Here is a 12,748-nt window from a genome sequence, read left to right on the forward strand (position 1 = left end):
GCACGGGTCTGCAACATTGCAGGCCCGTGCAATTTCCGTACGGTGGGAGTCATGCGATCATCCGGCCTACGTGAGTCCAAGAAGGCGGCCACCCGTCTCGCCCTCGCAGAGACCGTCCTGACCCTGGCCACCCGTGACGGCATCGACGCGGTGACCATCGACGCCGTCGCCGCCGAGGTCGGGGTGTCGGTGCGCACCTTCCACAATTACTTCACCAGCAAAGAGGACGCCCTCATCGCCTTTGTCGGTGTTCTCCTCGACCGCATCGACGACGGCGTCCGGGCCCGCCCGCAGGGCGAATCACTGTGGGATTCCCTGCGATTCGCGATGACCGAGATCGCCAGCGACTCCGACACCGACCCGGAGGCGCTGGTCACCCTACTGCGCCTGTTCGACACCGAACCCGCCCTGACCGCGCACTCCCGCAGCATCGATCTCGGCGCCTCGATCGACACACGACTGTCGGAGATGATGGCTGCCCGCGGCGCCGACCCCGAGACCTTGCAGCCCCACCTTGCGTTCACCACCGCACTGTGTGCGGCGCGGACCGCGCTCGAATTCTGGTCGGCGCACCGCGACACGGGGCACCACTCCGCCCGCGAGATGCTCGACGCCGCTTTCGATCAGCTGGGAGCCGGCATGACACAACAACTTCCGATCACATCCCCGAGCTTGTCCAACAACTGAGGAGTTTTGTTCCGTGGCAACATTCCTGTCCCGGGTGGGCCGCTGGGCCTACACCAACCGGTTCAAGACCATCGCAGTGTGGATCTTGGTGCTGATCGCACTCGGTGTCGGCGCGGCGTTCCTGTCCAAACCCACCACCGAGAGTTTCTCGATCCCGGGCATTCCGTCCGAGCGGGCGCAGAACCTCATGGTCGAACGCTTCCCGGACAAGCCGAAATTCGGTGACGACGTCAGCGTGACCTACGTGGTGGCCACGCCCAAGGGGGCATCGCTGTCCGACCCGCGTTACGCCGACGCGGTGCAGCGCATGCTCGACGAGCTCAAGACTGTCGAGAAGGTGAAGAACCCCGACAAGCTCATCAATCCGCTGCAGGTCTACGGCACCCAGGCCAACCCCGGGCCCATCCGTCAGCAGCTGATCGCCTTCCAGGAGAAGACATTCGGCGCCACCCCCGAGGCCGCTGCGGCCACCGTGCAGGCCGGAGCGCCGGTCAACGCCGACGCCACCGCCGTGCAGTTCGGGGCGGGGTTCGATGTCTCGGCCGCCGCGGATGTCACCTCGTCGATGCACGACGCGATGGACAAGGTCGCCCAGACCGGCCGCGACGCCGGCCTGACCGTCGAGATGAAGGGCACCGCCACAAGCGGATTCAAGCTCAGTGAAACCTCGGAGATCATCGGTATCGGGATCGGCGCGATCATCCTGATCCTGACCTTCGCCTCCCTGGTCGCCTGGGGGATGCCGATTCTGACCGCAATCATCGGTGTCGCCGTGGGCATGCTCGGTGTATCCATCGCCACCGGCTTCTTCGACCTGAGCCAGGAGACCCCGGTGCTCGCGACGATGATCGGCCTGGCCGTCGGAATCGACTACGCCTTGTTCATCGTCTCGCGCTACCGACATGAGATACACAAGTCGGCAGATCGTGCCGAGGCCGCCGGACGCGCGGTGGGCACCGCCGGCTCGGCGGTGGTCTTCGCCGGCTCGACGGTGGTGATCGCGCTCGCCGCGCTCGCCGTGGTCAACATCCCGTTCCTCACCGCGATGGGCATCGCCGCCGCGGGCACCGTCATCGTGGCCGTGCTGGTGGCGTTAACGCTGCTGCCCGCGATCCTGGGCCTTTTCGGCAGCAAGGCTTTCGCCGGCCGTCTGCGTTTCCTCAATGCCCCGGACGTCACCGGTGAGGACTCGGTGCGCGTGCACAACGGGCAGCGCTACGTGCGGCGGGTGGTGGATCATCCGCGCGTGATCACCGGTGTCATCGTCGTGCTGCTGATCCTGCTGGCCTTACCGCTGGTGGGACTCAAACTGGCGTTGCCCAACGACGGCACCTCGGACCCCTCGACCACCCAGCGACAGGCTTACGACCTCGTCGCCGACGAGTACGGACCCGGCTACAACGGACCGCTCGTTCTCGTGGTCGACGGACGCGGCGTCAACGGCGAGCCCGAACGCGTGCAGGCCTTCGATCGCCTCGTCGGTCAGGTCCGCGCCACCGACGGTGTGGCACACGCATGGATCGCAGCCGACGGCATCAACGAGGCCGGCGACACCGTCGAGATCTCCGTGATCCCCTCCAGCGCCGCCGATTCGGACCAGACACACGATCTGGTGACCCACCTGCGCGACATGGAATCGGGCGTCGAGAAACGCACCGGACTGTCGTACGGGGTGACCGGGCAGACGGCGATCGAACTCGACGTCTCCGACCGGTTGTCGAGTTCGCTGATCCCCTACGTGCTGATCGTGGTCGGTCTTGCCTTCCTGATCCTGATCGTGGTGTTCCGCTCGATCCTGGTGCCGCTCGTCGCCGCACTCGGGTTCCTGCTGTCGGTCGCGGCCACCTTCGGTGTCACCGTCGCGCTGTTCACCGACGGCTGGGGCGGCATCGTCAGCAATCCGCAGCCGCTGGTGAGCTTTTTGCCGATCATGTTGGTGGGCATCGTGTTCGGCTTGGCGATGGATTATCAGGTGTTCCTGGTGACGCGCATGCGGGAGGCCTACGTACACGGCGCCGACGCGAAGCAGGCGGTCGTCGTCGGCTACCGGCACAGCGCGCGAGTGGTGGCCGCGGCCGCCGCCATCATGATCTCGGTGTTCGCCGCGTTCATGTTGCAGGACATGCAGTTCATCAAGGTGATGGGCTTCGCACTCGCCGTCGCCGTGGTGTTCGACGCGTTCATCATCCGCATGACGCTGATGCCCGCCGTGCTCACGCTGCTCGGCGACAAGGCGTGGTGGCTGCCGCGCTGGCTCGACCGCATCCTGCCCAACATCGACATCGAGGGCGAGCAACTCGGTGCCGGCACGGCACCCGATGACGAGCCCGAACGCGAACCCGTCAGCACCTCACGCTGAGTCCTGCGCCGAGGGCAACCCGTCGAGCACCGCGGCGTCGGCGCCACGCGAGATCAACTCTGTTCGCGTGGCGTCGAGCCATTGCCGGGCCCATCCCCGGTCGACCGCTCCGAGTGCGTCGTATTGTTCCTGCCATGCCGCACGCCGGAAACCCGGTGTGCCCGGCTCGTGGAGCCGGTGGGCCCGCATCTCGGCGATCTGCTCGGCGACGATCCGCACGAACTCCTCACGATCGGTGGTCACCCGATCGGAAATGACCTGTCCCCGTTCCCGGCTCATCAGATGCCAGGAGCCGTCCGGCGCCTGCCAGCAGGACGGAAAGCCATCGTCGCGCACGAATCCGAGTTCCGGCACATCACCCGGCCGGGTGTCCATCCGGCGAGCGAGGTCCTCGATACGCGTGCGCGTCTCGTCGTCGAGCAGGTTCGGCGGTCGGGTCACCGCTACTGCGGTCCCGGAAAGGTCTGTTGCAGGTAACCCGCGCATCGCAGCCAGAAGACGTTCACCGTCGCTCCGCACTCCTCGTCCTTCGGTGTGACCACCAGCAGGTCGGCCACCACCTCGTATTGCAGGCCGAGGCTGGGCTGCTCGAATACCGGGGCGATCTTGCCGCTGTAGACCTTCATGGGCTTGAGCACCGTGTAGTCGTGGTAGTTGCACGATTCGGGATAGTCGGAGACGAGGTTCACCGGCGGGAGTCCACGCTTGGCATACGGGGTGCCTTCCGGTGCCAGGAAGTTTCCGTACTCGCTGCCGTATCGATCAATCCTCGTTCCGGGCGACAGAGTGATCTCGTCTTTGATGGGATTGCCGTCGCCGTCGAGCACATAGCCTTGCTTGTCGGGCCAGTTCCACGTGTTCTTGCCGTCGTTCCACCACTTCGCCAGAAACGATGTGGCATCCAGACTTCCAAATCGGTGGTACCCCACCAATTGCGGACCCACCGGAGCCTTGTTCGACAAGGTCTCCGGTCCGAGTCGCTTGTCCGAATTGAGCAGTTCCTTGGAGCATCCATGGGTCAATCCCGGAATGTCCCAACCCGACGAGCCCAGATCGACCGAACCCGGTGCAGCCGAGGCAATCCCGCCGCCCGAGAGAATGATCGAGACAGAAACGCACAGAATCAGCAGAACTCTGCGACGAACCATGGCCGCGCCCTTCTACAAAGGTGCTCGTCACCATGGCGAGCTGCACAGATCTTAACCGCGCCTCACTATTTATACAGCCGGATCTCAGAGAACTGCAGTCCTAATCGACCGCCATCTCCCCCAATTCCGACCACTCATCCTGATCGACGGTGGTGTTGATGATCTTCGGGGTCTCGGCGAGATAAGCAGGCAGCTCGGCGGTGGCCTTCGCGAAGTGATCGCTGTTGACGTGGGCTCCGGCGGCGTCGTCGTCGAAGGCCTCGATGAGGACGTAGGCGTTCGGGTCGTCGATACTGCGCGACCACTCGAACCAGCGATTGCCCGGTTCGGCACGCGTGGCCTCGGTGAATTCCTTGCTCAGCGACGGCCAGGAGTCGGCATACTCGGGCTTGATCTTCCAGGTGGCGACGATGTGGATCATGAGGATCAGCCTAGGGCGCCAACCGGCCGTTCGGTGCGTCGATCCGTCTCGTTCTGAGACAGTTCACCCGCGCTTACCGACCGCTCACTCGGGTATCGGCGGAGAGAGATAGTGTGGGGTGGAACACACACGGGCATCAGCCCCGAGACGGAGGACACATGCGCGAGATCACCAAGTTCTATATCGACGGCCAGTGGGTCGAGCCGACCGAGCTGAACCTCATCGACGTGATCAATCCGGCCACCGAGAAGTCGGCGGGTCAGGTCGCCCTCGGCACGGCCGCCGACGTCGATGCCGCCGTCGCCGCGGCGAAGCGGGCGTTCACCACCTGGGGCGTCACCTCCGTCGAGGAGCGCACCGCCGTACTCAACGCCATCGTCGCCGAGTACCAGAAGCGCATGGACGATCTGGCCGCGGCCGTCACCGAGGAGATGGGTGCTCCGGCCGGGTTGTCGAAGGCCGCGCAGGTGCCGATCGGGCTGGGCCACCTCACGACCGCTGCGGCCACACTGCCCACCTACTCTTTCGGTGAGGACCGCGGCAGCCACCGCATCGTCAAGGAGCCGGTCGGCGTGTGCGGATTCATCACCCCGTGGAACTGGCCGCTCAACCAGGTGATGTGCAAGCTGGCCCCGGCACTGGCCACCGGGTGCACCGTCGTGCTCAAGCCGTCGGAGATCGCGCCGTTCAGCGCGGCCATCGTGGCCGAGATCATGGATGCCGCAGGCGTTCCCGCCGGTGTGTTCAATCTCGTCAACGGTGACGGGCCGGGTGTCGGCGTCGCACTGTCGTCGCATCCCGACGTCGACATGATCTCCTTCACCGGCTCCACCCGGGCGGGCATCGAGGTCGCCAAGAACGCCGCCCCGTCGGTCAAGCGCGTGGCGCAGGAACTCGGCGGCAAGAGCCCCAACATCATCCTCGACGACGAGGACTTCGCGAAGAACGTCGCCGGCGGCATCGCCACGATGATGCTCAACTCGGGACAGTCGTGTAATGCGCCGAGCCGCATGCTCGTTCCCAACTCGCGCCTCGCCGAGGTCGCCGAGATCGCCAAGGCCACCGGTGCCGACCTGACCGTCGGCGATCCGAACAGCAGCGTCCGGCTGGGCCCGGTGGTCTCCGAGGTCCAGTTCGACAAGATCCAGGGTCTCATCGAGCGCGCGATCGACGGGGGCGCCAACGCCGTCATCGGTGGGGCGGGTCGACCGGACGGTCTCGAGACGGGCTTCTACGTCAAGCCGACCGTGTTCACCAACGTCACCAACGACATGGAGATCGCCCGCACCGAGGTCTTCGGGCCGGTGCTGGTGGTGATCGGCTACGACTCGATCGACGAGGCCATCAAGATCGCCAACGACACCGAGTACGGCCTGGCCGGCTACGTGTCCGGCAAGGACCTCGACGAGGTACGCCGCATCGGCGGGGCGATCCGAGCCGGATCGATCTCGCTCAACGGCGCGCAGGTCGACCCGGCCGCCCCGTTCGGCGGCTACAAGAAGAGCGGCAACGGCCGTGAATGGGGCGGCGACTACGGTTTCGAGGACTTCCTCGAGGTCAAGTCGCTGCTGGGCTACAGCGCCTGACCCACCGACCGCAGCGTCGCATGGCGGCACCTCGGGTACCGCCGACAGCGCTCTTCACCCCGCCGACAGCGCCCCACCGGCCGCCGACCGCGCTTTCCGAGCGCTGTCGGCGGTCCCGGGGGCGCTGTCGGCGTTTTTCCGGGCGCCGTCGTCGGTATTGGGGGCGCTGTCGGCGGGCAACTGCCGCCCGCGGTGACCCATCCGCACCGCGGTGGGCGGCGAACAACGGGTGACCGACCCCATCCCAGGAGGCCCCATGACCGTCGCCGCATCGCTGGCACGAGTGATCGAAGACCGGATCGGCGGCGAACTGCCGGTGCATCTGACCGCGTGGGACGGCAGCACCGCCGGCCCGCACGATGCGCCCCACGTCGTCCTTTACAGCCGGGATGCGTTGCGGCGCATGCTGTGGCATCCGGGCGAACTCGGCGCGGCGCAGGCCTATGTGACCGGTGAACTCGACGTCTCCGGTGACCTCGACGAGGCACTGACCCACGTGTGGGCGGCGGTCACCGAGCGCGGTCTGGGACCGATCCGTCCGACGCCCCGGCTGCTGTTCGACCTCGCCCGACTCGCCGTCACCCACCGGCTACTCGGCCCGCCGACGGCCCCGCCGGCCACCCAGGCGCGGGTGCGTGGGCGACTGCATTCGCGAGCCCGGGACCGGGCCGCGATCAGCCACCACTACGACTTGTCGAACGACTTCTACGCGCTGCTCCTCGACGAGCACATGGCGTACTCGAGTGCCTTGTGGACCTCCGACGATCCCGGCTACTCGCTGGCCGATGCACAAGCCGACAAGCTGGACCGGGTGTGCCGCAACGTCGGACTGGACCAGCTGGGGCCAGGAGCCCGTCTCCTCGACATCGGATGCGGGTGGGGTTCGCTGTCGCTGTATGCAGCCCAGAACTACGGTGCCCGCGTCGTCGGCGTGACGATTGCCGCCGAGCAGAAACAGTTCATCGACGCCCGGATCGCCGAACGCGGCCTCGGCGACCTGGTGGAGATCCGCGTGCAGGACTATCGCGAGATCCCCGACACCGCCTTCGACGCCGTCGCCTCGATCGAGATGGGCGAACACGTGGGACAACGCAACTACCCGACGTACGCGAAGGTGTTGCACGACAAGGTGATCCCCGGCGGCGGCGTGTGCATCCAGCAGATGTCCCGACGTGCCGGACACCATCCCGGTGGTGGTCCGTTCATCGAGTCGTTCATCGCCCCCGACATGTACATGCGCCCCGTCTCGCAGACGGTCGGCATGCTCGCCGACGCCGGGCTGCACGTCACCGACATCCGGCACATGGGCCAGGACTACGTGCGCACCGTCGACGCGTGGTACGAGACGTTCGAGAAGAACCAGGCCGCCGTCATCGACCTGGTCGGCGAGGAGATGGCGCGGGTGTGGCGGCTCTACCTCGTCGGCGGTCGAATGGCCTTCCGCGACGGCCGCATGGATGTCGAGCAGATCACGATGCGCCGACCCGCTGGGCCAGCCAGCGCGTAAGAGTGCCGATTACCTCGTCCTTTTCGGGCTCGTTGAAGATCTCGTGACGCAACCCGTCCCAGATGATCAACGTCTTGTCGGTCGACGACGCCAACTCGTCGACGAGCCGGCTGCCGTCGGGGTTGGTGAGCGTGTCCTCGCTGCCGTGCATCACCAGCACCGGCATCCGCAGCGAGGGCAGCCGCGCGGGAAACGACTGCATGGTCGAGACCATCTCGGCTCCGAGACGGGCGGGAATCTTGCCGCGGTGCACCAGCGGGTCGGACTCGTAGTCGGCGACCACCGCCGGATCGCGGCTGATGCTGCCCGAGTCCAGAGCGAGGGTCGGCAGGGTGGGGGCGATCTTGCCCACCAGCTTGGACACCGCGATCAGCGGACCGGGCAGATCGTCGCCCGGCACGATCGCCGCCCCGGACAACACCAGTCCGGCAACGGCTTCGGGGTGATCGAGCGCGTAGTCCAAGGCGATGCACCCGCCCATGCTGTGGCCGATCAAGAAGGTCGGCACGCCGTCGATCCCCGTCTCGGAGATCACCCGGGCGAGGTCGTCGGTGTACTGGCTGAACCGGGTGATGCGCATCCGCGCCCCACCGGATCGCCCGTGACCGAGGTGATCGGGAACGGCGACGAGATACCCGGCCCCGGTGAGTGCATCGACAACGTGCCGGTAGCGCCGGCCGTGCTCACCCATCCCGTGTGCGATGACGACCACGGCACGCGGCTCACCGACATCCGGCCGGTACAGGTCGTAGACGATCGTCTCGCCGTGCGCCCCGCGGAACTGCCGTTCTTCGACTGCCGACATGGTCACCCCAACCCGATCCGCGACATCACACTGCGTCCGGCCGATTCGATCGCGCCGAGCGGCTTCAGCGCCGTCTCACCCACCGCGACAAGCACTTCCACCCTGCCGACGACCTTCTCCAGACGGGCGACGACGTCGGCCATCCGATCTACGGTCGCATCGACCATGTTCAGGGTCGTACTCAGCTGACCCAGGGTGGAGTTGAGCGATTCGATCGTGCCGTCCAGGTCGGACAGTGTGCGGTCGAAGCCGTCGAGCGCCGAGCCCAGGTCGGACAGGATCGTGTCGACCTGCTCGACGGTCACATCCGCATTGAGTGCGGCCTGCGCAAGCTTCCGGATTCGCTGACGCTCACCGGGACGCGCCCCCACCCCATGCACACCTTTGTCTGCCATGGCGTCATTATCGCTGTTCGCGCGAGGTACAGGGGGCAAATGCGGGCACCCGCGGCTCAGATGTGCACTGCCGCGAGTCGCTGGGCGCGTTCTGCCAACTCTCGTCGGAGCGCAATCGGCTCGATCACCGACAGCTCGATGTCGAACGACAGCCACCACAGGATCCGTGTCGCGCGCGCCCCGTCGCCGAAGCGCAGCGTCACGCGCACCCCGCCGGCTGTTTCGGTCGCGTCGGAGCCAGGTTCAACGGACAGGACGGATACCGGTCCACGCGTCAGGGCCTCCACCGATTCCGGTGAGCACGCGACCGTCACGTCGAGCGGCGTAAAGGCGGAGCGGAACGCATCCCTACGGCGTTCCCACACCTGCTCGAGATCGACGGAGTCCGCACGGTCGGCGGGCTCGTCGAGAAGGCGCACGTCTGACATCCTCGAGATCCGGTACATACGTTCGTCTCCTTGGGAATTCGCGACCAGATACCAGGTATCACCGGCGACGATCAGCCCGATCGGATCGAGAACGCGTTCGGCGGGGTCGGCTCCGGGCCGCTGGTAGATCACGGTAATCCGCCGGCCTTCGACGACGGCCTGTTGTACCGGCGGTAGCGCGATGAGGTCGTCTGCCGCTTTCACGAATCCGTCCGGGCGCACCAGGATTCGGCGGGCCGCGTCGGCCACCTGGCCGCGGTGCGTATCCGGTAGGGACGCCTCGAGTTTGCGTTTGGCGCGCGCCGCCGCCGGCGAGTCGATTCGCCCTCCGCCGGAGAGCAGGGCGATCGATTCGTGCAGCGTCAGTCCCGAGAGGTCCGTCCGATATCCCGGGACCAACGCGAATCCGCCATGGCGGCCCCGTTCGGAGTAGACCGGCACGCCGGACAACGACAGCGCCTCGATGTCGCGGAGCACCGTACGTTCGGAGACCTCCAGTTCCGTCGCCAGCTCGGCAGCGGTCATCCGGCCCCGTGACCGCAACAGCATCAGGACCGACAACAACCGCTCGGCGCGCATGCGAGAAGTCTGTCAAAAAATCACGACAGTAGATGTCAGGTTTCACGGGTTCACTGATCCTCACCAGCCCGAAGAACCCGAAAGGACCTCCGTCATGACCAACACCCAGCCCGCAGATCCCCGCCCCTTCTACACCGCGGCCACCCAATGGGTCGGCGACCTGCTCGCCCACGTTCGCGATGATCAGCTCGACTCCCCCACACCGTGTGCGGACTTCGACGTCCGCATGCTCGCCCGACACCTCAACGGCACCGCCCACCGGGCGGTCGCGCTCGCCGCCGGCGACGACGTTCTCGCCATTCCCAGCATCGACGAGCATCACGATGCCGCCACCTACACCAACGCCACCGACCAGGCCGTGGCGCTCTGGTCCGACGACGCGAAACTCTCTGCACCGGTACGTGTTCCGTGGGGAGAAGTTCCGGGAGCCGGAGCACTGTGGGGCTACGTCAACGAAACCCTGGTCCACGGTTGGGACCTCGCCGTGGCCACCGGCCAGAACGCCGAGACCGAGCCGGCACTAGCCGAGACCACACTCGCGGTCGCACGGCAGTTCATCCCGGCCGAGATCCGCGCCGACGACGAGGTGCCGTTCGACGCCGTCGTCGAACCGCGCTCCGAGGCGGGCGCCACCGAGCGGTTGGCGAACTGGTCGGGGCGTGCGTCCGCGCCGTGGACGCGTGCTTGACGATCGCGCCTGCTTGACGACGTGCACTGCCACGTCGAAGATGTGCGAGCGTAGAACTCATGTCCTTCGACAACGCCTACGTGCGGGCGTTCGCCGCGGCGCGCGTGGCCCGTCTGGCCACCGCGCGCGCCGACGGCACACCGCATCTGGTCCCCATCGTCTTCGCACTCGATGACGAGCGTCTCGTCACCTGCGTCGACCACAAACCCAAGCGCTCCCAAGCCCTCAGACGTCTGGCGAACATCGAGGAGAATCCCCGGGTGTCGGCGCTCGTCGATCACTACTCCGACGAATGGGAGGAGCTCTGGTGGGTACGGTTAGACGGTCACGCTGTCGTCGTCGACTCCGCCACCGAGGAGGGCACGACGGCGATCACCGCGTTGGCGAGGAAATATCCGCAGTATCGCGAGCACCGCCCACACGGCGCGGTGATCATCGTGACCGGTCTGCGTTGGCATCACTGGTCCGCGCAGACCGGCGCCGTCAGCCCGCGTTCACCTTTGGCATGATTTCTTCGGTCAGTCGCTTCGGATCGTCCATCGTCTTCGAGGTCGGGACATCCCGGAACGGCGGTCACAACAGCGGCATCGTCATGCCGGCGTCCCGATATCACTGGCAGCATCCCGGGCACCGACACCCACTTCGATCCGGCGCGAGCGGGAATACCGCGCGCCTCAACCGGCGTTGATCCCATCGACGGTCCCAGAGTCTGCCCCGGGCCCCACCCCATTTGCCGCTTCGAGCGGCCGTTTGCCGAGAGGCGCATTGTCTGGGGCCGTCGCTCTCACAGAGACCGTGCCCGGACCGCCGACCAGCGGTCCGGGCACTGTGCTGTGGCGATGTCGGTGGTGCGGGCGGTCATTCCGGAATCAGCGACGGCACCAGGAATCGGCGCACCTTCTCCTGCAACCGTTTCAGTGCGTCGTCGGAACCGTCGGTCTGGCTGATGTAGGCGATCTCGATCTCGGCGATCCACTCGCACAGCAGTCGCACGTCGACGTCCTTGCGCATCTCACCGAGCATCTGCGCTTCGGTGAGGATGGGAGCCCAGAGTTCGTAGGTGAGGTCGATGGCGGTTCCCGAGCGCCACAGCAGTTGCGTCGAGAGGGTCATCTCCTCCGGCGAGACGAGCAGATGCACCATCGGATCACGCCGACCACGACGCACATTGTGGCCGATTCCCTCGACGATCTTCTCCTCGAGTGTCCGGCAGTTCGCGATGTAGGACCGTGCGGGTTCGATGTTCATCCGCGCGCGACGGGTCACCGAGGCCATGATCAGACTCTCCCGGTCGGAGAAATGCCGATACACTGTGGCGCGCGACATCTTCGCAGCACGGGCCACATCTTCCATCGTCGTCTTGGTGATGCCGAATCGCTCGAAACACATCTCGGCCGCGCCGAGGATGGTGTTGGCGACCTCATCGACCCCAGTCCCGGACCCTCCAGCCCCGGACTCCGTCGCGCTCAGGACCGGACCTCGGTGACAGTGTCGGAGGAGGTTGAGCCGGACGAGACCGGACCGGAGGCGACCGCAGCTCCGGGCGCGAAGGCGGGCAGAACGAAGTTGCGCAGCATTTCACGGTGCGCCGGGTCATCGGGCCGATCGAAGTCCAGCCGGCCGACGAGAATGAATTGCACCAGCGCAATCCATTCCGCGACCTTGTCCCGGTCGAGGTCGGAGCGGATCTCACCGCGCTCGATCGCCCGGTCGATCACCGGTCCCCACATCTCCGCGGTGAGCCTGGCCGCGAGTCCCGAACTGCCGACGAGCGGCTCGGCCATCTGCATGTGTTCGGGACTGACCAGGATGCGTACCAACGGGTCCTTGCGCCCGCGATCGACCAGGTAGATCAGGCCCTCGACGAGCTGCTCGGAGAAGGTCGGCATGTCGAGGAGGAATTTGCGGGCCTTGACGAACAGCATCCGCGATCGGCGTTCGATCAGTGCCGCGATCAAGCTGTCTCGGTCCCCGAAATATCGGTATACGGTGGGCCGCGAGACCCCGGCCTCGCGGCCGATGTCGTCCATGGTCGTCTTGGCGACACCGTACCGTTGGAACACACGCTCGGCGGCGACCATGATCTGCTTGCGGGCTTCGTCCACATCCTCACTGAGGACGTTGCCCGTCTTCCTGCGCGCCACG

The 12,748-nt window shown here is 66.3% G+C and carries 14 protein-coding genes; 6 read left to right on the forward strand and 8 right to left on the reverse strand.

The genetic code is table 11. The annotated features are described in order from the left end of the window. The first annotated feature begins 51 nt into the window (after positions 1-51). Together QNM97_RS16120 and QNM97_RS16125 are read left to right on the forward strand one after the other, a co-directional pair. A complete protein-coding gene (locus tag QNM97_RS16120; protein ID WP_283819359.1) occupies positions 52-687 on the forward strand; it encodes a TetR/AcrR family transcriptional regulator in 636 nt (211 codons plus the stop codon). Between the two features lie 13 nt (positions 688-700). Next, the gene (locus QNM97_RS16125; RefSeq protein ID WP_283819360.1) at positions 701-3,046 is read left to right on the forward strand and encodes an MMPL family transporter; all 2,346 of its coding nucleotides are present in this window, start codon (positions 701-703) and stop codon (positions 3,044-3,046) included. On the opposite strand, the gene QNM97_RS16130 is transcribed toward QNM97_RS16125, so the two are convergent. The 3 genes from QNM97_RS16130 to QNM97_RS16140 form a co-directional block, all read right to left on the reverse strand. Further along, positions 3,038-3,487, reverse strand: coding sequence for an immunity 63 family protein (locus tag QNM97_RS16130; protein ID WP_283819361.1), 450 nt, complete (start codon positions 3,485-3,487; stop codon positions 3,038-3,040). The genes QNM97_RS16125 and QNM97_RS16130 overlap by 9 nt on opposite strands. 2 nt (positions 3,488-3,489) lie before the next feature. Beyond that, positions 3,490-4,068 (reverse strand): TNT domain-containing protein, encoded by a 579-nt coding sequence (locus QNM97_RS16135; protein WP_283819362.1) that lies wholly within the window; start codon positions 4,066-4,068, stop codon positions 3,490-3,492. A gap of 226 nt (positions 4,069-4,294) precedes the next feature. Further along, the gene (locus QNM97_RS16140) at positions 4,295-4,615 is read right to left on the reverse strand and encodes a putative quinol monooxygenase (protein ID WP_283819363.1); all 321 of its coding nucleotides are present in this window, start codon (positions 4,613-4,615) and stop codon (positions 4,295-4,297) included. A gap of 158 nt (positions 4,616-4,773) precedes the next feature. On the opposite strand from QNM97_RS16140, the gene QNM97_RS16145 reads away from it, so the two are divergent. Both QNM97_RS16145 and QNM97_RS16150 read left to right on the forward strand, forming a co-directional pair. Further along, positions 4,774-6,201, forward strand: a complete 1,428-nt coding sequence (locus tag QNM97_RS16145) for an aldehyde dehydrogenase family protein (RefSeq protein ID WP_283819364.1) — start codon at positions 4,774-4,776, stop codon at positions 6,199-6,201. Positions 6,202-6,457: 256 nt separating this feature from the next. Beyond that, the gene (locus tag QNM97_RS16150; RefSeq protein ID WP_283819365.1) at positions 6,458-7,708 is read left to right on the forward strand and encodes an SAM-dependent methyltransferase; all 1,251 of its coding nucleotides are present in this window, start codon (positions 6,458-6,460) and stop codon (positions 7,706-7,708) included. On the opposite strand, the gene QNM97_RS16155 is transcribed toward QNM97_RS16150, so the two are convergent. From QNM97_RS16155 to QNM97_RS16165, 3 genes are read right to left on the reverse strand one after another with little or no spacing between them, the layout of a single operon-like run. Beyond that, a complete protein-coding gene (locus tag QNM97_RS16155) occupies positions 7,671-8,513 on the reverse strand; it encodes an alpha/beta hydrolase (protein WP_283819366.1) in 843 nt (280 codons plus the stop codon). The genes QNM97_RS16150 and QNM97_RS16155 overlap by 38 nt on opposite strands. Before the next feature lie 2 nt (positions 8,514-8,515). After that, the gene (locus QNM97_RS16160) at positions 8,516-8,908 is read right to left on the reverse strand and encodes a hypothetical protein (RefSeq protein ID WP_283819367.1); all 393 of its coding nucleotides are present in this window, start codon (positions 8,906-8,908) and stop codon (positions 8,516-8,518) included. Positions 8,909-8,964: 56 nt separating this feature from the next. Continuing rightward, a complete protein-coding gene (locus tag QNM97_RS16165) occupies positions 8,965-9,915 on the reverse strand; it encodes a helix-turn-helix transcriptional regulator (protein WP_283819368.1) in 951 nt (316 codons plus the stop codon). A gap of 94 nt (positions 9,916-10,009) precedes the next feature. Here QNM97_RS16165 and QNM97_RS16170 point away from each other — a divergent pair, with 94 nt between their 5' ends. Further along, entirely contained in the window at positions 10,010-10,603 is a 594-nt protein-coding gene (locus QNM97_RS16170; RefSeq protein ID WP_283819369.1) for a TIGR03086 family metal-binding protein, read from the forward strand. A 59-nt stretch (positions 10,604-10,662) separates the two neighbouring features. After that, on the forward strand, positions 10,663-11,112 hold the full coding sequence (locus QNM97_RS16175) for a TIGR03668 family PPOX class F420-dependent oxidoreductase (protein ID WP_283819370.1): 450 nt from the start codon (positions 10,663-10,665) through the stop codon (positions 11,110-11,112). A gap of 349 nt (positions 11,113-11,461) precedes the next feature. Here the strand turns inward: QNM97_RS16175 and QNM97_RS16180 are convergent, their stop codons facing one another. Further along, the gene (locus QNM97_RS16180) at positions 11,462-11,992 is read right to left on the reverse strand and encodes a TetR/AcrR family transcriptional regulator (protein WP_283819371.1); all 531 of its coding nucleotides are present in this window, start codon (positions 11,990-11,992) and stop codon (positions 11,462-11,464) included. A gap of 77 nt (positions 11,993-12,069) precedes the next feature. Continuing rightward, positions 12,070-12,747 carry a TetR/AcrR family transcriptional regulator gene (locus QNM97_RS16185; protein WP_283819372.1) on the reverse strand — a complete coding sequence of 226 codons (678 nt, stop codon included), beginning with the start codon at positions 12,745-12,747 and terminating at the stop codon, positions 12,070-12,072. Position 12,748 lies beyond the last annotated feature (1 nt).

This window comes from Gordonia sp. L191 (genome assembly GCF_030077625.1).
Taxonomy (GTDB): domain Bacteria; phylum Actinomycetota; class Actinomycetes; order Mycobacteriales; family Mycobacteriaceae; genus Gordonia; species Gordonia polyisoprenivorans_A.